Annotated in this window: 26 protein-coding genes; 16 read left to right on the forward strand and 10 right to left on the reverse strand. The window is 45.4% G+C overall.

From position 1 onward, the window contains the following. The first annotated feature begins 8 nt into the window (after positions 1 to 8). A complete protein-coding gene (locus DP923_RS13520; protein ID WP_112306400.1) occupies positions 9 to 647 on the forward strand; it encodes a carbonic anhydrase in 639 nt (212 codons plus the stop codon). A 79-nt stretch (positions 648 to 726) separates the two neighbouring features. Here the strand turns inward: DP923_RS13520 and DP923_RS13525 are convergent, their stop codons facing one another. Together DP923_RS13525 and DP923_RS13530 are read right to left on the reverse strand one after the other, a co-directional pair. After that, positions 727 to 1,344 carry a porin family protein gene (locus DP923_RS13525; RefSeq protein WP_112306401.1) on the reverse strand — a complete coding sequence of 206 codons (618 nt, stop codon included), beginning with the start codon at positions 1,342 to 1,344 and terminating at the stop codon, positions 727 to 729. 162 nt (positions 1,345 to 1,506) lie between these two features. Next, complete coding sequence (locus DP923_RS13530) at positions 1,507 to 2,538, reverse strand: SWFGD domain-containing protein (RefSeq protein WP_112306402.1); 1,032 nt, start codon at positions 2,536 to 2,538, stop codon at positions 1,507 to 1,509. Between the two features lie 455 nt (positions 2,539 to 2,993). On the opposite strand from DP923_RS13530, the gene DP923_RS13535 reads away from it, so the two are divergent. Next, entirely contained in the window at positions 2,994 to 3,395 is a 402-nt protein-coding gene (locus DP923_RS13535; protein ID WP_112306403.1) for an Ig-like domain-containing protein, read from the forward strand. A 62-nt stretch (positions 3,396 to 3,457) separates the two neighbouring features. Here the strand turns inward: DP923_RS13535 and DP923_RS13540 are convergent, their stop codons facing one another. Further along, positions 3,458 to 5,887 (reverse strand): type IA DNA topoisomerase, encoded by a 2,430-nt coding sequence (locus tag DP923_RS13540; RefSeq protein WP_112306404.1) that lies wholly within the window; start codon positions 5,885 to 5,887, stop codon positions 3,458 to 3,460. Positions 5,888 to 6,029: 142 nt separating this feature from the next. On the opposite strand from DP923_RS13540, the gene DP923_RS13545 reads away from it, so the two are divergent. The 5 genes from DP923_RS13545 (at position 6,030) to DP923_RS13565 (ending at position 9,736) form a co-directional block, all read left to right on the forward strand. Then, positions 6,030 to 6,938: a glycosyltransferase family protein gene (locus DP923_RS13545; protein WP_112306405.1), complete on the forward strand. Its 909-nt coding sequence runs from the start codon at positions 6,030 to 6,032 to the stop codon at positions 6,936 to 6,938. Positions 6,939 to 7,186: 248 nt separating this feature from the next. Then, positions 7,187 to 8,005, forward strand: a complete 819-nt coding sequence (locus DP923_RS13550) for a metallophosphoesterase family protein (RefSeq protein WP_112306406.1) — start codon at positions 7,187 to 7,189, stop codon at positions 8,003 to 8,005. A gap of 9 nt (positions 8,006 to 8,014) precedes the next feature. Next, complete coding sequence (locus tag DP923_RS13555) at positions 8,015 to 8,614, forward strand: hypothetical protein (protein ID WP_125047733.1); 600 nt, start codon at positions 8,015 to 8,017, stop codon at positions 8,612 to 8,614. Positions 8,615 to 8,644: 30 nt separating this feature from the next. Further along, complete coding sequence (locus tag DP923_RS13560; protein ID WP_112306408.1) at positions 8,645 to 8,866, forward strand: DUF2905 domain-containing protein; 222 nt, start codon at positions 8,645 to 8,647, stop codon at positions 8,864 to 8,866. Between the two features lie 105 nt (positions 8,867 to 8,971). Further along, positions 8,972 to 9,736 (forward strand): YdcF family protein, encoded by a 765-nt coding sequence (locus DP923_RS13565; protein ID WP_112306409.1) that lies wholly within the window; start codon positions 8,972 to 8,974, stop codon positions 9,734 to 9,736. 104 nt (positions 9,737 to 9,840) lie between these two features. Here DP923_RS13565 and DP923_RS13570 read toward each other — a convergent pair whose 3' ends face one another. Beyond that, positions 9,841 to 11,205, reverse strand: coding sequence for an NAD-dependent succinate-semialdehyde dehydrogenase (locus DP923_RS13570; RefSeq protein WP_112306410.1), 1,365 nt, complete (start codon positions 11,203 to 11,205; stop codon positions 9,841 to 9,843). A 178-nt stretch (positions 11,206 to 11,383) separates the two neighbouring features. Here DP923_RS13570 and DP923_RS13575 point away from each other — a divergent pair, with 178 nt between their 5' ends. The 8 genes from DP923_RS13575 (at position 11,384) to DP923_RS13610 (ending at position 17,176) form a co-directional block, all read left to right on the forward strand. Next, on the forward strand, positions 11,384 to 11,938 hold the full coding sequence (locus DP923_RS13575; protein ID WP_239021037.1) for an RNA polymerase sigma factor: 555 nt from the start codon (positions 11,384 to 11,386) through the stop codon (positions 11,936 to 11,938). Beyond that, positions 11,931 to 12,767 (forward strand): anti-sigma factor, encoded by an 837-nt coding sequence (locus DP923_RS13580; RefSeq protein WP_112306411.1) that lies wholly within the window; start codon positions 11,931 to 11,933, stop codon positions 12,765 to 12,767. The genes DP923_RS13575 and DP923_RS13580 overlap by 8 nt, the downstream gene beginning before the upstream one ends. 106 nt (positions 12,768 to 12,873) lie before the next feature. Further along, the gene (locus tag DP923_RS13585) at positions 12,874 to 13,209 is read left to right on the forward strand and encodes an arsenosugar biosynthesis-associated peroxidase-like protein (RefSeq protein WP_112306412.1); all 336 of its coding nucleotides are present in this window, start codon (positions 12,874 to 12,876) and stop codon (positions 13,207 to 13,209) included. A 3-nt stretch (positions 13,210 to 13,212) separates the two neighbouring features. Further along, entirely contained in the window at positions 13,213 to 14,280 is a 1,068-nt protein-coding gene (gene arsS, locus DP923_RS13590) for an arsenosugar biosynthesis radical SAM (seleno)protein ArsS (protein WP_112306413.1), read from the forward strand. A gap of 36 nt (positions 14,281 to 14,316) precedes the next feature. Beyond that, positions 14,317 to 14,838: a rhodanese-like domain-containing protein gene (locus DP923_RS13595; RefSeq protein ID WP_239021038.1), complete on the forward strand. Its 522-nt coding sequence runs from the start codon at positions 14,317 to 14,319 to the stop codon at positions 14,836 to 14,838. After that, positions 14,825 to 15,427: a TIGR04282 family arsenosugar biosynthesis glycosyltransferase gene (locus DP923_RS13600; RefSeq protein ID WP_112306414.1), complete on the forward strand. Its 603-nt coding sequence runs from the start codon at positions 14,825 to 14,827 to the stop codon at positions 15,425 to 15,427. The genes DP923_RS13595 and DP923_RS13600 overlap by 14 nt, the downstream gene beginning before the upstream one ends. A gap of 113 nt (positions 15,428 to 15,540) precedes the next feature. Then, complete coding sequence (locus DP923_RS13605; RefSeq protein ID WP_125047735.1) at positions 15,541 to 16,419, forward strand: hypothetical protein; 879 nt, start codon at positions 15,541 to 15,543, stop codon at positions 16,417 to 16,419. 70 nt (positions 16,420 to 16,489) lie between these two features. Then, positions 16,490 to 17,176 carry a DUF2461 domain-containing protein gene (locus DP923_RS13610; RefSeq protein ID WP_112306416.1) on the forward strand — a complete coding sequence of 229 codons (687 nt, stop codon included), beginning with the start codon at positions 16,490 to 16,492 and terminating at the stop codon, positions 17,174 to 17,176. 133 nt (positions 17,177 to 17,309) lie between these two features. Here DP923_RS13610 and DP923_RS13615 read toward each other — a convergent pair whose 3' ends face one another. After that, complete coding sequence (locus DP923_RS13615) at positions 17,310 to 17,885, reverse strand: sugar O-acetyltransferase (RefSeq protein ID WP_112306417.1); 576 nt, start codon at positions 17,883 to 17,885, stop codon at positions 17,310 to 17,312. 176 nt (positions 17,886 to 18,061) lie between these two features. On the opposite strand from DP923_RS13615, the gene DP923_RS13620 reads away from it, so the two are divergent. Further along, positions 18,062 to 18,991, forward strand: coding sequence for a DUF1684 domain-containing protein (locus DP923_RS13620; RefSeq protein WP_112306418.1), 930 nt, complete (start codon positions 18,062 to 18,064; stop codon positions 18,989 to 18,991). Here DP923_RS13620 and DP923_RS13625 read toward each other — a convergent pair. The 5 genes from DP923_RS13625 to DP923_RS13645 all read right to left on the reverse strand — a co-directional run bounded on the left by DP923_RS13625 (position 18,988) and on the right by DP923_RS13645 (position 22,346). Continuing rightward, complete coding sequence (locus tag DP923_RS13625) at positions 18,988 to 19,197, reverse strand: helix-turn-helix domain-containing protein (RefSeq protein ID WP_112306419.1); 210 nt, start codon at positions 19,195 to 19,197, stop codon at positions 18,988 to 18,990. The genes DP923_RS13620 and DP923_RS13625 overlap by 4 nt on opposite strands. A gap of 2 nt (positions 19,198 to 19,199) precedes the next feature. Continuing rightward, a complete protein-coding gene (locus DP923_RS13630; protein ID WP_112306420.1) occupies positions 19,200 to 19,739 on the reverse strand; it encodes a DUF2975 domain-containing protein in 540 nt (179 codons plus the stop codon). Between the two features lie 141 nt (positions 19,740 to 19,880). Next, positions 19,881 to 20,402 (reverse strand): GNAT family N-acetyltransferase, encoded by a 522-nt coding sequence (locus tag DP923_RS13635; RefSeq protein WP_112306421.1) that lies wholly within the window; start codon positions 20,400 to 20,402, stop codon positions 19,881 to 19,883. 88 nt (positions 20,403 to 20,490) lie between these two features. Then, positions 20,491 to 20,925, reverse strand: a complete 435-nt coding sequence (locus DP923_RS13640; protein ID WP_112306422.1) for a hypothetical protein — start codon at positions 20,923 to 20,925, stop codon at positions 20,491 to 20,493. A gap of 89 nt (positions 20,926 to 21,014) precedes the next feature. Beyond that, positions 21,015 to 22,346, reverse strand: a complete 1,332-nt coding sequence (locus DP923_RS13645) for a glycosyltransferase 87 family protein (RefSeq protein WP_112306423.1) — start codon at positions 22,344 to 22,346, stop codon at positions 21,015 to 21,017.

A 22,346-nucleotide genomic window follows, 5' to 3' on the forward strand; every position in this document is an offset into this window, starting at 1 on the left:
AAAACTAGATGGAAAACATATTAGAGAATAACAAAAAGTGGGTAGCTGAAAAATTAAGCAACGATCCGGATTATTTCAGCAAATTAGCGTTAGGGCAGGAGCCACGTTATCTTTTTATTGGCTGCTCTGATAGCCGTGTACCGGCATCGGCTATAACCGGAACAGGCCCCGGCGAAATGTTTGTGCACCGCAACATTGCCAATATGGTAGTACATTCCGACATGAACCTGCTATCGGTGTTGCAGTATGCAGTAGAGGTACTTAAAGTGAAAGACATTATGGTAGTGGGCCATTATGGCTGCGGCGGTGTAGCGGCAGCGGCAGGCAACAAGCAGTTTGGCCTGATCGATAACTGGTTGCGCAATATAAAAGATGTGATCCGTCTGCATGATGATGAACTGGGTGAAATAGATAATGAAACTGATAAGCTGAAGCGTTTAGTGGAGTTAAACGTGATAGAGCAGGTGCACAACCTTTCCAAAACATCTATTATCCAGAATGCCATGCTGACTGATAACCCGCCAAAACTTTATGGATTGGTGTACGACATCAAAGAAGGCCTCTTACGTGATCTGAAAGTGGAGATTGAAGATTTCAAACGTTTTGAGCATATTTATAACCTGATGGAAGAAACACAGGAAAACTAAGCCGATCGAACCTATCAAGTATAAAAAAAGCTTTGCCAGACCGGCAAAGCTTTTTTTATACTTGATAGGTTGGTAAAAGCTAATTTAACAGGTAGCTCAGCATCAGACTGAAAGAAGAATTACGACGCTCCAGACCAGCCACAGCTGCCGCACCTTCATCGTCGATATCTTTTAAGCCACCATTGTAACGTACCTCAAGGCCCAGTTTATTTGGTGCGCGGTAGCCGATACCAGCCACATACCCAAAGTCGATGGAGTAAGGATTATCGGTAATGTCGGATTTTACAGTAGTAGTTCTGTTGCCGGAGCTGTTCGTTATTTCAGTTATATAGCGTGCGTTGGCGATAAAAGAAACCTGCGGACCCAGATCGATAAACAAACCGCCAGCAGAAAAATGCAGCATAAGGGGCACATCCACGTAGTTGAGCCGGTAGCTATCCTGCACCTGGTTAGAGCCGGAGCTATACTTGTTACGCGCGCCTTTGGAGGTGTAAAGTGCTTCCAGTTGGATGCCCAGCAGGTCGTTAAAATGCTGCTGCACAAAAATACCGCCTGTATACCCTACGCGGAGATCATAATTCTTGGCGTTTTCGCCTTTAAAAGTAGCCAGCGTGCCACCTGCTTTAATGCCTACATGTTGTGCAAACCCAACCGAAGTGATTAGGGAGAAGAGTACTGCTAACGTTGTTTTTTTCATGGTAAGTAAGAATGGAAGTATAAAAACCGGATAAGCAATGCAAATCCTGCTACAAAAGTATAAAAGCTTTTGTTATAACATCCATATAAATTAAAAGCCCCGCTACCAGAAGTAGCAGGGCTTTTTTAAAAATATTACAGCTAATTAATTAGCCAGTTTGTATTACCATTCATAATCTCTGCGTGATGACGAACCGTAAGAGTACGGAGGGCCGCTATAGGTATTGCCGTAAGAGGATGAGTTTCTGTTATAAGAATCGTAATCAGAATCTTCTCTTCTGTCGCGCATCTCATCCATTCTTCTTCTGCGTTCTGCTTCATCATCTCCGAACCACGATTTTACTTCGTCGCCGGCTCTGTCGAAAAAGCCGCGGTCGTTGTTATCGTAATCATCGGAATAACGGCCACTGCCCGAGTTGTAGTTAGACGAGCCATAATTAGATGATCCATAATTCGAGTTCGAAGAACCATAGCCGGAGCCTGAATTATAGGAACCTGTTCCTAATGACGAGCCGGTACCATAGGCTGTATTAGAGAATCCTGCATTACTACCTGAGCCGAATCCGTAATTAGAGCCGCCATAGGAGTTACCGTAAGATGAGCGTCCTGAATCGTAGCCTGAGCCATAATTTGAGGAAGTGCCACGGCCGGTATTATAGCTGCCACGGTTGTAAGAAGAACCTCTGTAGTCGTTGTCATTATCGTTGGTTGCGCGGTCCCAGGCGTTAGATAAGCTGTTTTTAGCGCTCTCCCAGGAATTTTCTATTTTGTCGCCCATTCTGTCCCAGTTGTCCTGGTTGCCGTATTCGTTTCGGTTATAGTTGCCTGAACGGTTAGATGAGCCATAATTAGACGATCCGTAATTAGAAGATGATCCCATACCGGTATCATAATTGGAGCCGCCATAATTGGAATTACCATAGTTTGAGTTTCCGTAATTAGAGCCTGAACCGTAATTGGAAGAACCGGAGCCTGAATATCCAGATGGTCTGCCGCTGTAGCCAGATGAAAGATTACTGCTTTGCCCTGATCCATAAGAATTTGAATTAGAGCCGTATGAATCTTGATTATCTGAACTGCGGTCGCGTTTTGTTAAATCAAAGTCTCCGGAATAATAATTTCTTCCTGAACTTCTCGTTTCTGATCTGTAATTGTTATTGTATGGGTTTGCACCCAAGTTTCCATAGCTTCTCATGCGTGTAGTGTTTTAGTTTAAAAACAATTTAAAGCAGCATTTTTAGGGCTGCGATGTGTTTTTTTACGGCTATGCTGCTGATTGGTTATAAAGTAGTAATGCAATTTAAGTCTGCTAAATGCGTTAAGCATTGCCTTTTGGTGTAACAGGTAAATTATAAATACATTCTGGTGGTTAGTTGTGATTTTATGATGTTTTGTAAAGTTGTTAATTATTATATTTTGTGATTATAGCCTGAATTATTTTACTTGATGTTTTGATTAATAAGCTGTGATTTAAGTATATCTGTAAATCTGAGTTTATAAATTATTATACTTTATTTATGTGTTTTGTTTTGAGATTTAAGTAGTAGTTGTAATTTAGCAGTACGAAGTGTGTTTTGCATTCCGGTGAAGTATAATAAAATAACATTTTAACCGATTGAAGCACAACGGGTGACTTTTAGCAATAATACCATGCCATTAAAAACTTTCCTTTTCTTTGTTGCAGGCTTGCTTGCTTTATCTTCCTGCTCAGATCTTTTTGATGAGAATAACCTGAAACCTGATGGTTCAAAGCCAAGCGTAATGATCATCAGCCCGACCAATAACCAGGCGATCAGCAAAAATGATGGGCTGCACATAGCCGTTTCTGCGGTAGATAAAGATGAGTTTAAAGCAATCTCTTTTACTATAGCCGGTGCAAAAGATGCCAAAGAGCATGTAAAATTTAACAAAGCAGAAGCCAAGTCGAGGTTGGCTTTTGATACTGTAATAGCCGTAAATGCCTTAAAACCGGGCGCGTATACCTTGCTGATCAACGCAATTGATAAGCGTACCAACCAAGCCACACAGGAAGTGAAGTTTAGCGTACGATGACATGTTTTTTAAGTATAAATTAACACAAAGGGCAGTTATAAAGTATAACTGCCCTTTGTGTTTTACTTGAACTGGTACACTACCTGCCCCTCGTCGTTAATGGTGAGGGCGGCATCAAAAGCATTACCGGTTTTAGCTGAAATAAACCCTTTGATAACAGGCGTCTTTCCTTTTAAAAGCAATGCACTGATCTGCTTATCGGAAAGCTGCTTGCCCCCCATCTCAAAAGGCAACCTAAACTGGCACCCTTCCCGGAAACGGCTGCAACCGTAAGCGGCACTGCCCTTCAGTAAACTGCCTTGTTTGCAGCGCGGGCATTGCGCAAACGGGTCAGCGGCCGGGACTTTCTCCGTTTTTTCGAGTTGCAGCTGGTACGTAGTTGGGTTTAGGGTAAGTATGGCATCATAGCTATGGCTGGCTTCATCTTTAAAACCTTTTATGGCTGGCGTTTTGCCTTTTGTAAGCAATGCTGTTACCTGCTTTTCTGTCAGTGATTTACCCTGGTACTCGATTGGTAACAGAAAACGGCAGCCATCTTTGTACCGGATACAGCCATACGCTTTGCTGCCCTTTACAATGTATCCTTGTTTGCAGGCCGGGCAAGCGCCTAAGCCCTGCGTAGGAACAGCTTCTTTTTTTGGTTTAGGTGCTGCTTTGGTGGCTGGTTTTGGTTCTTCGGGCCGCTGCTCGATGGTAACAGTGGCTTTATCATACTTTACTTCCTGCACCAGGCTTACGACAAACTCCTGCAACTCCTTCAGAAATTCGTCTGCCTGAAACTCGCCTGCTTCGATCTGTCGCAGCTTACGTTCCCATTGGCCTGTCATCTCCGCAGATTTCAGGGTCTGGTTCGGAATAACCCCAATCAGATCGATACCCATTTGTGTTGGGATGATCTTCTTTTTTTCTTTCCGGATATACTGGCGTTTAAATAAAGTTTCGATGATGGCGGCGCGGGTAGAGGGCCGGCCGATGCCGTTTTGCTTTAATGCCTCCTTTAGTTCTTCGTCTTCAATCTGTTTTCCGGCCGTTTCCATAGCGCGTAACAGTGTTGCTTCCGTGTACTCTTTTGGCGGATTTGTCATTTTCTGTTCGAGCAGAGGTTCATGCGGACCATGCTCGCCTTTATCGAAATGTGGCAGTACACCGGTTGTTACTTCTTCGGCTTCACCTTCTTTTGCAGGAGTATCCGGTTTAATATCTTCAGCCCCATACAACACACGCCAGCCTGGTTCCAGAATCTGCTTGCCACGTACCCGAAACGCATAACTTGCTGATTCGGCACTAACCGTAGTGTTGCTCACGATACAATCCGGGTAAAAAGCAGCTAAAAAACGGCGGGTAATAAGATCGTATACATCAGCCTCACGGCCATACAAACCACCAGCCGACGAACCGGTCGGAATAATGGCGTGGTGGTCGGTTACTTTATTGTTGTTAAATACTTTCTTCGTTTTCCGGATCTTGTCCTGTAGCAGCGGCGCTACTTCCTGTCTGTAATTATCGAGCCCCTGAAGTATACCTGGTATCTTCGGGTAAATATCGTCCGGCAAATACGTGGTATCGACACGCGGGTAAGAAACCACTTTCTTTTCGTACAAACTCTGCACGGTTTTCAGGGTCTCGTCTGCCGACATGCCCAGTTTGTTGTTGCACTCAATCTGCAGCGAAGTCAGATCAAATAAGTTGCGCGGTGCTTCCGTGCCTTTTTTGGTTTCGACATCGGTTATCGTAAGTTCGGCCTGCCGGATAGCTTCGAGTATTTTCTGTGCATCTTCTTCTTTCTGGAAACGGCCGTTGGTGCTGGCAAAAGTTACCTCGCGGTACACAGTCTTCAGTTCCCAGAAAGGCTGTGGCACAAAATTGACGATCTCGTGGTGGCGATTCACCAGCATGGCCAGGGTAGGCGTCTGCACTCTGCCAATAGATAAGGTCTGGCGGCTGCCATTTGCATACTTCAGCGTAAATAAACGCGTGGCATTCAGGCCCAGCAGCCAGTCGCCGATGGCGCGGCTTTTACCAGCCTGGTACAGCGAGTCGAACTCGGCACCTTCGCGCAGCCTGGCAAAACCCTGGCGAATGGCATCTTCTGTTAACGACGAAATCCAAAGCCGCTTGAAAGGCTTTTTATACTTTGCTTCCGTTAAAACCCACCGCTGAATCACTTCCCCTTCCTGGCCGGCATCCCCGCAGTTTATTACTTCGTCGGCATGGTCGAGCAGTTGTTTGATAATATTGAACTGCTTTTGCACGCCGCTGTCTTTCATCAGTTTTATACCGTAACGCTCCGGCAGCATGGGAAGGTCGTAGAGGCTCCAGCGCTTCCACTCCGGGCGGTAGTCGTCGGGCTCACGGAGAGTGCAAAAGTGGCCGAACGTCCAGGTTACCTGGTAGCCATTGCCCTCAAAGTAGCCGTCTTTGCGGTTTTTTGCGCCAATTACCTGCGCTATCTCGCGGGCCACACTTGGTTTTTCAGCAATACAAACTTTCAAACAATTACAGATTAAGCAGATTTAACACCTTCCAAATTTACGGTTTTTAATGCTCAATTCCGATTTTCTGAAAGTATGGTGCTCTGTTCGGGATTCCTTACGTTTATATATTATTCATTTACTCTAAACTCTGCTACAACCCATGAAGATAAGTGGATTTACAATGAGTAGAAACGGTGATAAACTATATTATCCTGTCAAAGAATCAGTATGCTCCATATTGCCCCTTGTAGATGAGTTTGTGGTTGCACTCGGGGATTCTGATGAAGACGATAAAACCAGAGAGCTTTTGGAATCGATTGGCTCAGACAAAATAAAAGTTTACGACAGGGTTTGGTCTGAACAAAGTTTTGTGGAGGGCCAGATCTTTGCTGAAGAAACTAACTTTGCTTTAAGTAAATGTAGCGGAAATTGGTGTTTTTACCTACAGGCTGATGAGGTGATACACGAACAAGATTTTGGAATGATACTATCCGCTTGCCAGATAGAATTGGATAACCCACTGGTAGATGGATTTCTTTTTAAATACCACCATTTTTGGGGAGACTATGATCACTATCTGCCATTCTATGGATGGTACAGAAATGAAATAAGAATTGTGAGAAACAAGGTAGGCATCTACTCTTATAAAGATGCACAATCTTTTCGTAAAGGAAATTCAGAAAAGTTAAGCGTAAAAGAGATTGATGCGCATGTATACCACTACGGATGGGTAAGGCCGCCCCGGCTCATGCAGGTTAAAAAGAAAGAACAAGATTCTATGCATCATGGAATTGAAAAGATTGAACAAGAGCATCGTTTGTGGGCAAATGAATTTGATTTTGGAGCTTTAGGTAATATTCCTGTGTTCAAAGGTACGCATCCGAAAGTAATGCATGAGTGCATTCAGAGGCTAAATTGGAAGAATAAACTCAATTTCTCTAAAAAAGCAGATCTCAAACGTCCAAAGGTAAAACATGAAAAACTAAAGTATAGACTGATTTCTTTTTTTGAAAATAATCTTAATGGAGGTAAAAGCATTATTGGTTATTCTAACTGGAATAAGGTATAGCAACTGTAAGTAAAATTATAACCTGAGCAAGAACAAACTCAAACTAAAAGACAAGATTAAAATATTTATTGAGCGCCTGACAGGGCACCGCATCGGGGAGTATCGTAATTACAAAATAATTTAAAGTTATAACATCCTGATTTTTAATCTTAATCTTTACTTATCGGAATATAGTTGCTTTTAAATACTTAAAGTCTGAAACATACGCACGACTTTATGGTATACTATGCAGTTACACTAGTTAGATTATGAGTTTGAAAGATAAGATGCGGGTTGTTGCAGGGTTGTTTGTTGTGCTTTTTACGCTGGGCCTGCAAAGCTGCGACGAGTTTGAGTACAGTCCGTACGAGGTCCGGTTAAAGGATGATGAAAAGAACATCAACCAGATCAATATACAAAGAATACAGAAGGCAAACCTTAGCCCATCCAAACCGCTCCGGTTTATACTTACCGCCGATACCCAGGGTTTTTATGAAGAGAACGCTGAAATGGTTAAACACATTAACCAGCAGCAGAACATCGATTTTGTGTTGCTTAGCGGCGATATAACCGATTTCGGATTAACAAAAGAGTACCGATTGGTGCACCAGGATTTTAAGGAGCTTAAAATGCCGTATGTAGCGGTAATCGGGAACCACGATGCCGTAAATAATGGCAAAGAAGTTTTTAAGGCGATGTATGGGGAGTATGACCTGAGCTTTACTGCGGGCGGAAGAAAATTTATATTGCTGAATACCAATTATCTGGAATTTAACAAGAAAGTGCCTGACCTGAACTGGCTCGAAAAAGAACTGGCAGCTACTGCCAGGAATGAGCCTGTATTTGTGGTTTCGCATATCGCGCCCAGCAGCCCTGAGTTTGGCCCCGAAAACAAAGACCGCTACACCAATTTATTGAGCACCTACAACGTGCGTTATTCGCTGCATGGGCATAACCATAAGTATGAAAGCGGCACGCTGCCAGGCAGCCGCGTGCCTTATCTGATAACCGGCTCAACAGAAACACGGGAGTACATCATCTTTACTGTTACCGGCCCTGATATTACGTTCGAACGCGTTAAGTTTTAATTAAAAGAAATGAAATTACATAAACTTGTCGCGCTTGCATTACTATTTCTAATGCCCGCTTATACTTTTGCACAAACCGATACCACCACAATCCGGAAATGGTATGCCCCTGATGGCCTGACAGTGCAGTTTGCAGGCAATATCGGTATGTTTGCAGCAGGTGCCAACTATAGTTTTTCAAAAGATAAAATAAACGCAGAACTGTTGTATGGGTATGTGCCTTCTTTTGATGCCGAAGAATCGCTGCACTTGCTTACCCTGAAAGGAATTTACAAGCCATTTAAGAAAGTGGAACTGGGCAACGATTTTAAACTGACACCGTTGCGCACCAACCTGGCCCTAACCTACCATTTCCGAAGCCAGTTCTCAACTTCATGGGATAATGCCTACCCGGAAAACTATTACTGGTGGATCAGCAGCCTGCGCTTAACCGGCGGCCTGGGCTCAGAAATAAGCCATCCCTTACCTAAAAATGGGCTTTTTAAGGATATTACCCTTTATGGAGAAGTCGGAACCTACGACCTGATCTTAACTTCTGCTTTAAAAGATAAAACCCTGACAGGCTGGGATATCATTAGTTTTTCTGTTGGCCTGAAAGCTGGTTTTTAAAGTATACCAGTACGTATAAACGTTACTACTATGCAACCTCTCGGTAAAATTCTTGTGTTAGTTGGTATACTGATCGTGGTAATTGGTTTGGTAATCTGGCTGGCCGGCGATAAGTTGAACTGGTTTGGCAACCTGCCCGGCGATATCCGGATAGCAAATAAAAATATGCGGTTTTATGCGCCCCTTACCAGCATGTTGCTAATCAGTATTTTGCTGTCGGTTCTGCTGTGGGTTTTCCGGAAGTTCTTTTAGCAAGTATACTTTCCGGCATGTATAGGCGCTAAAGTCAGCACATCGTATGGCACGTTAGCAGAAAGGCCTATCTTTGCAAGCGTTCCTATTGGTTTGGCCACTGCTATGTTTTTTATACTTTCCAAAACACTGGATTACCTGTTGATGCCTTTTTTGTGGGTGTTGCTTTTGCTTTTGTTTGCCGTTTTCCTGAAATCTGCCATCTGGCGGAGAAGAAGTTTACTGGCTGCCATACTTATCCTTTTTATACTTTCCAATCCATTCCTGAGCAACGAAGCCTGGCGCGCCTGGGAAGTGGCAGCTACCCCTCTGAAGCAAATGGAAAAGTACGATGCGGCTATTATCCTGACGGGCGTTACCAAGTATGATACGAGCCTGCCGGATAGGGTACACACTAAAAAAGGCGCCGACCGTTTCCTGCATCCGCTGCAGTTATACCGCTTAGGGAAGATAAAGAAATTTGTGATCAGTGGCGGTAACGGAAAAATATATGGAGTAGCCTCGCCCGAGTCGGAGCAGATAAAGAAAATACTGTTGCTGGCCGGCGTGCCCTCTTCGAATATCATCCTCGAAACCGAGAGCCGCAATACCTACGAAAATGCAACCAAAACGGCAGAACTGCTGAAAAAGCACCCGGAACTTAAGAAGTTATTACTGGTAACATCGGCTTTTCATATGCGGCGCTCAGAAGCCTGCTTCCAGAAAGCGGGGCTTCGCCCTGCCATTTTCAGTACCGATTTTTACGCTATCGAGCGATCCTATATGCCCGATAAGTTACTTATACCGGATATTTATTCGTTCTCAGACTGGCACATGCTGCTCCACGAAATTGCGGGCTACATCATCTACAAAATGCTGGGGTACTGTTAATACCAGGCAAGTATAAAGTATAAAGTATAAAAAAGCGCTGCAGTCTGATCAGGCTGCAGCGCTTTTTTATACTTTCAGATTATGGGGAATTTATCTTTTAACTGTCAGCTTATCCAGATGCTTTTCTGGTTAACAAACTCCCGGATGCCCACATAGGATAGCTCGCGGCCATAACCCGATTTTTTGATGCCGCCAAAAGGCAGTTCCGGCGACGATTCGACCATAGCGTTGATAAACATAGCGCCGGTTTCTACCTGGCGGGCAATTTCCAGCCCCCGTTTTTCGTCTTTCGTCCAGATGGCTCCGGCTAAACCAAACCTTGAATCATTGGCCACCCGGATCGCTTCGGCTTCGTCTTTCACCACCATCACAGCGGCCACCGGGCCAAACATTTCTTCGTCGTAAGCAGGCATGCCGGGCACTACATTTTTCAGAATCATAGGCTTAAAGTAGGCACTGTCTTTTTCTTTTTGTCCACCGTCCAGAACCACTTCAGCCCCTTTTTTAACTGATTCCTGGACCTGCTTTTGGAGTTCTTCTGCCAGGTCAGCGCGGGCAAGCGGGCCATAATCGCAGGCTTCTTCCAATGGGTTTCCGGTTTTCAGGGCTGCCATCTTTGTTTTAAACTTTTCAAGGAAGGCGTCGGCTATACTTTCAACGATGATAAAGCGCTTGGCAGCAATGCAGCTCTGGCCTGTGTTTACCATCCTGGATTTTACGGCAAACGTAGTGGCCTCTTCCAGATCGGCATCTTCCAGTACAATAAAAGGGTCGCTGCCGCCCAGCTCGAGTACAGTTTTCTTTATTTCATGGCCAGCTTTTTCGGCTACTTTGGCGCCGGCGCCTTCGCTGCCTGTTAGTGTTACCGCTTTTACGTGCTCGTGCTCAATTATCTTATCTACTTCTTTAGAGCCCACCAGCAGCGTCTGGAAAACATGATCCGGAAAGCCTGCCTGTTTCACAATTTCTTCTATCGCGAGGGCACATTGCGGCACATTGGAAGCATGCTTCAGTAAACCCACGTTGCCGGCCATCAGGGCGGGCGCTAAAAAACGGTATACTTGCCAGAACGGGAAATTCCAGGGCATCACAGCCAGCACAACGCCCAACGGTTCGTACGCGATCAAACTGCGCGCAGCATTAGATTTTATTTCTTCATCCGCTAAAAAATCTTCGGCATTTTCGGCATAATAGCGGCATACGCTGGCGCATTTCTTTACTTCGGCTATCGCATCTTTCAGGGGTTTGCCCATCTCCAGGGAAATAATGCGGCCATACTTTTCGGCTTCTTTTTCAAGTACATCGGCTTGCTGCTGCATCAGGGCAGCACGGTCTGTGAAGCTTGTTTTTTTCCAGCTTCCGAAGGCTTTCTGGGCAGCCTCAATCTTTTGGGCTACTTCTTCTGCGGTATATGGGGTAAAGGTTTTTATAACTTCTCCGGTAGCCGGATTTAGTGTTGCAATTGCCATAGTTTGGTATTGAGGTTCGGGGTAAATATACGTAAGGTATCATTACGTGGCTGCATGCCGAATTATTAGCGTAAGCCTAAAAACTTTTATTTCTATTTACAGTTATAGAAACAGTTTCCAGAATATTTATAAATTTGATGCATATGCCTGTACTTGTCGGGCATTTAACCTTAAATCATTGTCTAACTCTCCACTATCTAGTATTTCAGAAGAAGAGCTGGTTGCCCGCCTGCGTGCACAGGACAGCACAGTGGTTTCTATCTTATATGATATGTACAGTGCTACCCTTTTTGGTGTGGTCTTACAGATCGTGAAGGTAGAGGAAGTGGCCGAAGATGTGCTGCAGGAAGCCTTTGTGAAAATATGGAATTCGTTTCATGGGTATGATGCCTCCAAAGGCAGGCTTTTTACCTGGATGATAAATATTTGCCGCAACCAGGCCATTGATAAAATCCGCTCGAAGCAACACCGCGTAAGTCTGAAAACACAGGAAATTCCGGATTCGCCTCGTATGGAATTTGGTTCGTCCGGTTTTAAGCCAGACCACATCGGTATCCGGGAAATAACGGAACAGCTAAGCCCGGAACAAAAACAGATCATCGACCTGATGTACTTTGAAGGCTTTACACAATCTGAGATAGCAGACGAGTACAACATCCCGTTAGGTACGGTGAAAACAAGGGCAAGGAGTGCAATTAAATCATTAGGAAAACTGTTTAAAGGACGTGAATAACGAAAATTACATAGCGTCCGGGGTGTTAGAGCTGTATGCGGCAGGCGCATTAACGCACGAAGAACGCCAGGAGGTGGAAACGCTGGCAGCAGCATCGCCGGAGATAAAAGCTGCGCTGGATGAAGCCTGCGCCGTAATGGAAAACTATGCCCGGTTGTATGCTGTACAACCGCAGCCTGCGCTTAAAAATAGAATCTTAAACCAACTGGGAGCACAGCCTATCACCACTGAGGCTCCTTATACTTCTCCGGATCAAGATAACGTAATCCCTTTCTATGTAGACGAGGAAAGAGAAGGCAATCCGTATAAATGGATGATGGCAGCCAGTGTGGTGCTGTTCCTGCTTTCGGGTATACTTAGCTTTCATTTTTACAACAAATGGCAGGAAGCTGAGAACAGATTAGCGCTGGCCATGGTAGCAGAACAGCAACTGGCTCAAAACTTTTCTACCGTATCAGGGCAATTAAAACAACAGGAACAACTGCTTACCATCCTTCAGGATGAAGCCTATAAACCTGTAAAATTGCAGGGCGTGGAAGCGCATCCGGAAGCACGCGCCATTGTGTACTGGAACCAGCAGGAAAAGCAGGTTTACCTTAACACACTGGCCTTGCCACAGGCACCAGCAGGCAAGCAATACCAGTTGTGGGCGTTGTATGATGGCAAACCAGTAGATGCCGGCACGCTGGCTCTAACCAACATAACCGGCCTGCAGCAAATGAAAACCATAGGAGCTGCACAAGCCTTCGCCATTACCCTGGAGCCGGAAGGCGGAAGCGTAAACCCTACACTAGAGCAACTTTTTGTGATGGGCGAGGTGAAGTCTTAGTACCATTTATACTTAGCATAGCAGGCAGCCGGCACACGCGAATAACCACGTTGCCGGCTGCCTGTTTTTTACTCTATACTTACACGTATATACTAGTTTACAAACCATGGATAATACTTATTACAACCCAGCCGACCTTGCCAAATTCGGAAACATATCAGAGTTGCAACCGGAGATGGGGCGCAAGTTTTTTGATTATTACGGAGAGGTTTTTAAAGAAGGCGCTTTAACCGAACGTGAAAAAGCCCTGATTGCACTGGCAGTATCGCATGCGGTGCAGTGCCCGTATTGCATTGATGCCTACACAACAGATTGCCTGCAGAAAGGCGCCGACGAAAACCAGATGATGGAAGCTGTGCACGTGGCAGCGGCTATTAAAGGCGGCGCAGCGCTGGTACATGGGGTGCAGATGATGAACAAGATCAAAGAACTCTCTATGTAAGGTATGGCATTTCCTGTTAAATCTTTAAAAGCGCAGCAGAGCCAGTTTGCCGATAGTTTTTTTCAGTTGGAGGTGTTGCAGCAGCCCCGGCAGCAAGGCGATTATTTTCCGGCTTTCAGCAGTAAACTGCAGGAAAGCGGCCTGTTCCCGTTAAAACCCACGGGCACTACCATTCTGCAGATAAATGTGGGCAAAATGTGCAACCAGACCTGCCGCCATTGCCACGTAGATGCAGGCCCCGACCGCAAAGAGATCATGACGCGCGCTACCATGCAGCAATGCCTGGATGTGTTAGCACGCACGCCCCAGATCACGACAGTAGACCTGACAGGCGGCGCGCCCGAAATGAACCCGGATTTCAGGTGGTTTGTAGCGGAGCTTTCGAAGTTGGGCAAAACGATCATGGTACGCTGCAACCTCACCATCATACTTGCCAACCCTAAATACCACGACCTGCCTGAGTTTTTCAAGGCGCACCAGGTACAGGTGGTATCCTCGTTGCCCTATTTTCAGGCTTCACGAACTGATGCGCAGCGTGGCGAAGGCGTATTCGAGAAATCAATAAAAGCCCTGCAAATGCTGAATGCTGTAGGGTATGGAATTGAAGGTTCGGGTTTATCGCTTGATTTGGTTTACAACCCATCCGGTGCCTTTTTGCCGGGCTCGCAAACCTCCCTCGAAGCAGAATTCAAGCGCAGACTTAAGAGCGGGTACGGTATCACGTTCAATAATCTGTTTTGTATTACCAACCTGCCGGTTAGCCGTTACCTCGATTACCTGGTAAGCAGCGGCAACTACGAGAGCTACATGCAGAAAATAATCGACGCCTTTAACCCGGTGGCTGCTGCCGGTGTCATGTGCCGCAACACCATTTCGGTGGGGTGGGATGGCTATTTATATGATTGCGATTTTAACCAGATGCTTGATCTGAAAGTAGACGCACGCGCCTCTCAACATATCAGCGAGTTTATACTTGAATATCTAGATAGTAGGTATATTATGTTAAGCCAACATTGCTTTGGCTGTACGGCCGGAGCGGGCTCGAGCTGCGGCGGCGAAACCGTTAAGTAGGTTGTTAGCTCGCATTATATAAAAGTATACTACCGCTTGGAACTCAAAAAACTATACTTCGCACTTTTGGTTTGCTGGTCTGTAAGCTTGCAAGCCTGCGGACAAACAAACAATAACGCGTACGCGCTGATGTTGCGCGGGCTGTATAGCCATACGGTTCCGGTTATAAAATCAGCGGAGCTTAAAGAACAAATGCAGCAGAAACAGCCTCCTGTTTTGCTGGATGCCCGCGCTCCCGAAGAGTATAAAGTCAGCCACCTGAAAGGAGCCAGGCTGGTAGGCTATGATACGTTCGAGGTTTCTAAACTGAAGGACATTCCTAAAAACACACCGCTTGTCGTATACTGTTCTGTGGGCTACCGTAGCGAAAAAGTAGGAGAGCAGCTACAGGAAGCCGGTTTCACCAATGTCCGGAATTTGTATGGTGGCCTTTTTGATTGGGTAAACACCGGGCTGCCGGTTTATAACAAAGCGGGCCGCACCAAACAAGTGCATGCTTATGCTAAGAGCTGGGGAATCTGGTTACACAAAGGAGAAAAAGTATATGGAGCAGACTAAACTCTTGTTGTTATTTGTGCGCAACCCGGAGCTTGGCAAAGTTAAAACCCGCCTGGCAGCCACCGTTGGTCCCGAAGTAGCGCTGGAAGTATACATTCATTTATTGCAGCACACACGCCAGGTTACACAGCAACTCCCCGTAGATAAACTGGTGTATTACGCCGAAAAAATAGCGCATAACGATAACTGGCCCGACGATATTTACCAGAAGGCCCTGCAGCCCGAAGGCGATCTGGGTGAGAAAATGAATGCTGCTTTTGAAAACGCTTTTGCGTCTGGTTATACTTCGGTGGTGATCATCGGGAGCGATTGCCAGCAATTGACCCAGGAAATTATACAACAGGCTTTTGCTGCACTCGAAACCCATGACGTAGTTATTGGCCCGGCGCTGGATGGCGGTTATTACCTGCTTGGCATGAAAAAACTGCACCTGCCATTTTTCCGGAATAAGCAGTGGAGCACCGAACACGTTTTTCCGGATACGCTCAAAGATACCAGGGCGCTGCACCTGACTTATACGTTGTTGCCCATACTTTCTGACGTTGACAAAGCCGAGGATTTTGATTTTTCTGAGCTTGGGCAGGAGTGATTAGTCTGTTACCAGCGCTTTCCAAAGTATAAATCAGTACACTACAGGCAGGGTTGGTTCAGCATTTCAGTATAAAAAATATAGCCGTAGCTTCGCTTCTTAAGAACAAAAAAATGACGACACGATTTTGTGGTTTTATACTTTGGGCCTGGTGCGCACTGGCAGGCTGCACCTCCCGGAACGCAGGAAGTGAGGCTGGCAATGCGCCGGCAAAAGAATACAACCAGTTAGCAACCTATTTTAACCAGACTTGGGCAAAGGCTAAACACTGGGACGATGGCCTGGCCGAAGTAGCCATATACGATGCCGAACGCATGATTTACGGAAAAAACCGGGCGTACGAATACGCGGTTCTGACGGTGAAAGAAGATTTTAACCGGGAAAATAATGTGAAGACCGATGATTATACCCGCAATGATCTTTTTGAAGTGCTGAAAGTAAACAGTTTTGCCCGTATCGAAACAGACAATTATCCTTACCATTACCTGACCTCCGTATTTATACTTCGCGACAGGCCGTGGGCATTGCATAAACTCACAACTTCGTCGCAGGAATGGTGTGGCAATACGTTTAAATCGATCACAGATAAGGGCGCAAATTTCGATCTGAGCTATAATTCATACTTCGATGGGCAAGGGACAGGCATGCATCAATTACCAAAAGAGCTGCTCGTAGAAGATCAGCTTCCGTATACCTTGCGGGCTTTAAAGTTTACCGACAACCCGACTTTTGACGCTAATATTTTAGAAACGCAGCAAACCAACCAGGCCAAAGCGCCGGTGGTGTACAAAGCCCACATCCGAAGTATAAATGCCCAGCTTAACGAAGCGGAAGTATGGCAGGTGCAGGTACAACTCGACTCGGCGAAAGTGAACAGCTATTGGTTTGCAAAAGCCTACCCAAACCATTTGTTGCAGCAACAAACCTGGGACGGCCGCAACCTGAAACTGAAAAAAATAAGCCGCTACGCCTACTGGAAACGCGATTCATAATTGAAGTAGAGGCAACCTTACCGCGCCAAAACCAAGTATAGATTCTTGATCAAAAGAAGAAAAAAGCTACATGGCTACCACAATAGATAAAAGCACGCTCAACTTTCTGGCTGAACTGGCCGAGCACAACGCCCGCGAATGGTTTGCAGAAAACAAAAAGCGCTACGATGCTGCCCGCCAGAATTACATTGCTTTTCTGGATGAAATGCTGCCTGGCATGGAAAAATTTGAGCCCGTAGTACGCGACCAGAAGGGCAAAGATTTGGTGTTCAGGATTTACCGCGATGTGCGTTTCTCAACTGATAAAAGGCCATACAAAGATCATTTTGGGGCTTATATAGCAGAAGGCGGGCGCAAGTCTATTTACCCGGGTTACTATTTACATTTGGCCGGCAACGACAAATCTTTTCTGGCAGGCGGGCTGTGGTACCCACCGGCAGAGCAGCTAAAAGCCGTGCGCCAGGAAATTGATTACAGCCTCGATGAGTTTAAGCAAATTCTGGAAGCGCCGGCGTTTAAAAAACATTTCAAGGGCATTACCGGCGACCAGCTCAAAACAACTCCCAAAGGCTACGATAAAGACAACCCGGCCATCGAATACCTGCGCTATAAAGGCTGGAACGGTGTAATGAACCTGCCCGATAAAGTAGTGCTTCAGGCTGATTTTATGGATGTGGTATTAACTGCTTTTAGAGCGGTGAAACCCCTCAACGATTTCCTGATACACCCGATGCGCGACGTCGAAAAAGAGAAATAAAAAAAGCCCGGTCATACTTGCTTTAAAGTATAACCAGGGTTTATTATCGCTTCAGTTTCTCCTTCTTAAGCAAGAGCATGTTAGAAACTGGTTCGAGGTTTATACTTTGTGGATGGAGTGGTGGCAAAAGCGTTTAAGCCGGCTCATTTTCTTTCAGATTCCGGATCACTTTGCAGGGGTTTCCGGCCGCAAATACATTTGCCGGAATATCCTTTGTCACCACGCTACCGGCCCCAATTACACTGCGGTCGCCGATGGATACGCCTGGGCAAATAACGGCGCTGCCGCCCACCCAAACATCTTCCCCGATGGTGATCGGCTTGGCAAACTCCAGCCCGGAAGCGCGTTCTTTGTAATCCATTGGGTGCGTAGCGGTGTAAAGCTGCACATTCGGGCCAAATAAAGTGCGGCTGCCAATGGTTACCTGCATCACATCCAGCACCACGCAGTTAAAGTTGAAAAATACCTTCTCGCCGGTTTTAATGTTGGTGCCGTAATCGCAGTAAAAAGGAGTTTGGATCCAAAGGCCGTCGCCGGCTTCCGGAATTAATTTGGCAAGTATAGCAGCACGTTTTTCGGGTTGGTCTTCGGGTGCGTCGTTCAGGGCTTTTAAAAGCAGCCGGGCCTGCAGGCGTTCTTCCGAAAGTTGTTGATCCAGCGCATCGTATAATTCGCCGGCAAGCATTTTTTCTTTTTCTGATCGGGCCATCGTACTACATTAAAGCTAAGTGAAAGTGTTGTAGTTAAAGTATACTTTTATTTGCTGATTTGCCAGTTCAGCAGCTCATCTCTTACTGTAAAACCAAAAATTACATATGCAATAAGTAATTAACTTTGCGCTCATCAACGTTGGTTTTAAATCAGCGCCTTAAAGTATAAAGCATCATGAAAAGTATAAGAGTAAGTATAAGTATAGCTTTTGTTTTGATTCTGAGTCTGGCCGCCTGCACCAGCAAGCAGGAGCAAACTACCCAGACAGCTGTACAGGATGTTGCAGCTTACGAAGCAAGTATAAACGCGTGGCACCAGGAGCGCGAAGCAAAGCTAAAAGCCGAAGATGGCTGGCTGGCCTTAGCCGGCTTATTCTGGCTGAACGAAGGAGAGAACACATTCGGAAGCGCTGCAGGCAATGACCTGGTTTTTCCGGAAGGCAAGATTGCGGCGCGGGCAGGTACGTTTATACTTTCCGGGAACGAAGTAACGCTGCAGGTGCACAACAAAACAGCTATTTTAGTGAACAACAAACAGGTAACCGAAGCAGTTGTTTTTGAGCGCGGCACCAAAGATGCGCCCGAAATGAAGTATGGCTCCCTGAAATGGTATGTCATCAAACGCGGTAACAAGTATGGCATCCGGCTGCGCGATACCCAAAGCGATGCGCGCCTCAACTTTAAAGGCATTACACGCTACCCCGTTACCACCGACTGGCGAGTAGAAGCCCGCCTCGAATCCGGTATTTTCCCGAAGAAGATTGCCATAACCAATGTGCTGGGGCAAACGGCCCAAGAGGAATCTCCGGGAACGCTCGTTTTTACGGTTGATGGTAAAGAGCACAGGCTGGATGCGCTTGGCGAAGGAGACTCGTATTTCGTGATTTTTGCGGATAAGACCAACGGAACCGAAACCTATGGCGCGGGCCGCTACCTGTATGCCGATAAACCGGGCGCAGATGGCAAGATCATCCTTGATTTTAACAAAGCCACCAACCCGCCCTGCGCTTTTGTTCCTTACGCCACGTGCCCGTTGCCGCCTAAACAAAACTTTTTAACCATCCCGGTTCCTGCTGGCGAAAAAAGCTACGAAGAAGCGCATTAATCACTTTCTTTATACTCCAGCAAGTCGCTGGGTTGGCAATCGAGCACTTTACAGATAGTTTCCAGCGTACTGAAACGGATGGCTTTTGCTTTTCCTGTTTTCAGAATAGAAAGATTGGCCAGGGTTAGTCCTACTTTTTCCGAGAGCTCGTTCAGTGACATCTTGCGCTTCGCCATCATCACATCCAGATTTACAATAATCGGCATAGCTAAACGGTTAACTCGTTTTCAGACTGTATTTCAACGCCTTTCTTAAAGATCTGTGCGATTACGAAGATGATCCCGGCCAGGAAAAGAAATTCGCTCCCATTATCAAAGTACTGGTGCAGGTTGCCGATGTCAGGAGATTTTTTGTAAAGCCATTTGGCATAACCTTCGGCTATAATGGCCAGAATTCCGGCGCCAAGCGCCACTTCGCTGATGTTATTTATTAATTTGGAAACCATTACGTTGAAGGGTTGGCTCAGGTCGATTTTCTGGAAGATCTGGATAACCAGAAAGGCCATATACGCCTTCAGGGCCGAAAGCGCAATCAGCAGCGACATGATGGAGATATAGTTGTGCCTGCTAAAGTGGTGGAGCCCGGAAAGGTTTAATCCGGAGTATAGATTCTGAGAACCTGCCGGATTTATAAACAGACTGACAAAAAATGAGAAAAGGAGCGCGCCGGTTTTAATGCACAAACCAATAAATACGATCCAGAACAGGACGTTAACCGTCGTGAAAATAAAGTGTGTATTTGTCTTCATCGCCTTTTGATTTAAAAGTATGAAACAAATATCAATAATATTTTATTGAAAAACAATAAATATTTATTAATTATTTAGGTTAAGGTGGATTTATACTTTTAGCTAGCGATCGGGTAAAATAGGCGGATTTATACTTTGTTTTTACTTTAGATGCAGCTTCATCATAATATCTGTCTGCTCATCGTTCCCTAATCTGAAAATGTGTTTATCGAACGCCACAAAGCCGTTCTTTTTGTAGAAACGGATAGCCCTATGGTTTTCTTCCCAAACACCCAACCAAACGTAACTGGCATCTTTCTGCTTTGCCACTTTTAGCGCGAATTCATAAAGCACTTGCCCGACTTTTTTCCCGTGATACTCTTTCAGAACATAGATCCTTTCTATCTCCAAAGCTTCTTTGCTTTTCAATTCTGTCTGAGCCTTGCCAAAGTTGAGTTTCAGGTAGCCTATTACGTTTGTGTTCTCTGTCGCAAAATAAAATTCGGAGTTTTCGTTGCTGAGTTCGGCAGTCAGTTTTTCAAGTGAGAAGCCTTCTTCCAGGTATTGTTTCAGGTTCTCCTCTGTGTTGCCTTCCGCAAAAGTTTCTGTAAAAGTTTGTCGGCTAATTTCCTGTAGCCGCGCTATATCTTCGGTCGTTACTTTTTTGATTTTTATACTTTGCATTTGGTTTTAGCGATCGCACATCTGTTAATAACTGTTTTACTAGTTAGGAGTAAATCATACAAATGCTTTTTACTTGCGTCAGGAATGTTTATTTAATAAATACTCCAAAATTCAATTTATTCATAATAAGTCCGCAAGAAATCATAGGTATGAATATTATTAAAAAGGAAAGAACACGGTCAATCCAATTTATTCCTTTCTTACCTTTAGGAGGATTGTCCCATCTTGTTGCAATTATAACATGACGGTCATTAATAAATAATGAAATTAAGTCTGCTATCCTTAGTGTAACAAGGAAAATAATGGGTGCAAAATATAATGTCTCACGAGTGTCATCGCTAATCCTCCACAGCCCGATTATAGCTATTGATACTGTTAAACCTAAATTTTTGACAAAGAAGCTATTTTCAAATAAATTATTAAAAGGTTGATCCTTAGGTTTTAGAGAGAAACGGCCTGCAATCATGTAATAAATGTAACCAAACCCTATCAGCCCTCCGAACCACAGATTAAAATTTTCCATTTTGATTTAATTTCTAAATATCATCCTGTGAGTGCAACTATAAAAAATGCTCAGATAGCTTTACATAGCTGGTTATTAATGAGATGAAACTATCCGACTTCCAGATTAGCGTGCCGGCGACGCTGGCGGTATAGGTATAATTCCACGACGAGCCACAAAAGCACCAGCGTATATTCCAGGGCAACCAGGCTAAGGTCTTCTTTGTAAACCGGCGTGTTGTAGGCGGCATAGGTAAGTATAGCCAAACCCGACCAGACGATGGCAAACCGGAAATGGCTGGCTGCTGTTAAGGCTACGAGCGTGGTAATGTACCAGGGATGCACCGTTGTGGCCAGCAACAGGTAGATCACGAGCGCGGCAGCCATAAAGCCCATCAGGCGGCGCAACGAACCGATCTGTTTTACAGTAGCCATCGCGCATACAAGTACCAGCGTGCCCACCGATAAAAGCGGTCCGATCAAAGCAATCTGGTTATAGCCCCACACCCGGAAACCAAGCCAGCGCAGCAGGTAATACAAACTGGCATTAAACTCGAACTTCCGGAAGTATAAATCGATGCTTTGAAAGATATTTTGCAGCACCTCTGTGGTAACCAAAGGTATAAATGTAAGCAGTACGGTAAGCCCGAGCGGCAGCGCAAAAAGTATAAACCTGCGCCAGCCCAACTTGCGTAGCACGACGGGCAGGAAAAGAAGCGGCAATAATTTTACACTCACAGCCAGCCCGAACATAACGCCCGCCCACACCAAACGGTTGTAGTATAAAAATAGCAGCGCAGCCAGCAGGAAAAAGATCATCAGTCCCTCGAAGTGCAGGTTGCCGGTAATCTCCAGTATAACCAGCGGGTTCAGGGCGTAGAACAAAACGTTTTTTTCGGGGAGGGCCATTTTGCGGAGCAGGCGTAACAGCAAAAGTATACTTCCGGTTTCGGCCATTAGAAGTATAGCCCGTATAGCGATTATACTTTCATGCAGGCTTTCCGGAGAAAGCTTTACGCTGAGCCAGAAAATAGCCTGCGCCACTGGTGGGTACACGCTAAAGTATACCTGGGAGTTTAGTTGCTGGTAAAGCGTTTCGGAAATTCCGGGCAGGGCAGGAGCGCCCTCCGCTACAAACCACGAAGGCAAGTATAAATACGGGTTAAAGCCGGCAGTCAGCAAACGCCCATCCCAGATAAAACGGAAATAATCATCAGATAAAGCAGGCGTAGCAAAAAGCAGCAATAATCTGAAAAGTATAGCTGCAGCCAGCCCGTGCCACAGGTTTATTTTCAGGTTGATGTAATATACATACACCCCGAAAACGAAAGTATAAAGTAGCAGCAGTTGCGTAAAATCGGTGCGCGGCGTGTAATATCCTAAGCCCACATAGGCTACTCCTGATAGGCCAAGTAAAAGGTAAGCAACGGTGTTTCTGGTCAT

Origin of the sequence: Pontibacter arcticus (assembly GCF_003284895.1) — a bacterium.
In the GTDB taxonomy this organism is placed as follows: domain Bacteria; phylum Bacteroidota; class Bacteroidia; order Cytophagales; family Hymenobacteraceae; genus Pontibacter; species Pontibacter arcticus.

Coding starts and splice junctions, on each gene's coding strand:
- DP923_RS13605 (WP_125047735.1), top strand. CDS start 15,541: ATGACGACACGATTTTGTGGTTTTATACTTTGGGCCTGGTGCGCACTG.
- DP923_RS13600 (WP_112306414.1), top strand. CDS start 14,825: ATGGAGCAGACTAAACTCTTGTTGTTATTTGTGCGCAACCCGGAGCTT.
- DP923_RS13525 (WP_112306401.1), bottom strand. CDS start 1,344: ATGAAAAAAACAACGTTAGCAGTACTCTTCTCCCTAATCACTTCGGTT.
- DP923_RS13645 (WP_112306423.1), bottom strand. CDS start 22,346: ATGACCAGAAACACCGTTGCTTACCTTTTACTTGGCCTATCAGGAGTA.
- DP923_RS13570 (WP_112306410.1), bottom strand. CDS start 11,205: ATGGCAATTGCAACACTAAATCCGGCTACCGGAGAAGTTATAAAAACC.
- DP923_RS13610 (WP_112306416.1), top strand. CDS start 16,490: ATGGCTACCACAATAGATAAAAGCACGCTCAACTTTCTGGCTGAACTG.
- DP923_RS13555 (WP_125047733.1), top strand. CDS start 8,015: ATGAAATTACATAAACTTGTCGCGCTTGCATTACTATTTCTAATGCCC.
- DP923_RS13545 (WP_112306405.1), top strand. CDS start 6,030: ATGAAGATAAGTGGATTTACAATGAGTAGAAACGGTGATAAACTATAT.
- DP923_RS13640 (WP_112306422.1), bottom strand. CDS start 20,925: ATGGAAAATTTTAATCTGTGGTTCGGAGGGCTGATAGGGTTTGGTTAC.
- DP923_RS13615 (WP_112306417.1), bottom strand. CDS start 17,885: ATGGCCCGATCAGAAAAAGAAAAAATGCTTGCCGGCGAATTATACGAT.
- DP923_RS13565 (WP_112306409.1), top strand. CDS start 8,972: ATGTTTTTTATACTTTCCAAAACACTGGATTACCTGTTGATGCCTTTT.
- DP923_RS13635 (WP_112306421.1), bottom strand. CDS start 20,402: ATGCAAAGTATAAAAATCAAAAAAGTAACGACCGAAGATATAGCGCGG.
- DP923_RS13520 (WP_112306400.1), top strand. CDS start 9: ATGGAAAACATATTAGAGAATAACAAAAAGTGGGTAGCTGAAAAATTA.
- DP923_RS13560 (WP_112306408.1), top strand. CDS start 8,645: ATGCAACCTCTCGGTAAAATTCTTGTGTTAGTTGGTATACTGATCGTG.
- DP923_RS13630 (WP_112306420.1), bottom strand. CDS start 19,739: ATGAAGACAAATACACACTTTATTTTCACGACGGTTAACGTCCTGTTC.
- DP923_RS13585 (WP_112306412.1), top strand. CDS start 12,874: ATGGATAATACTTATTACAACCCAGCCGACCTTGCCAAATTCGGAAAC.
- DP923_RS13620 (WP_112306418.1), top strand. CDS start 18,062: ATGAAAAGTATAAGAGTAAGTATAAGTATAGCTTTTGTTTTGATTCTG.
- arsS (WP_112306413.1), top strand. CDS start 13,213: ATGGCATTTCCTGTTAAATCTTTAAAAGCGCAGCAGAGCCAGTTTGCC.
- DP923_RS13535 (WP_112306403.1), top strand. CDS start 2,994: ATGCCATTAAAAACTTTCCTTTTCTTTGTTGCAGGCTTGCTTGCTTTA.
- DP923_RS13550 (WP_112306406.1), top strand. CDS start 7,187: ATGAGTTTGAAAGATAAGATGCGGGTTGTTGCAGGGTTGTTTGTTGTG.
- DP923_RS13625 (WP_112306419.1), bottom strand. CDS start 19,197: ATGCCGATTATTGTAAATCTGGATGTGATGATGGCGAAGCGCAAGATG.
- DP923_RS13530 (WP_112306402.1), bottom strand. CDS start 2,538: ATGAGAAGCTATGGAAACTTGGGTGCAAACCCATACAATAACAATTAC.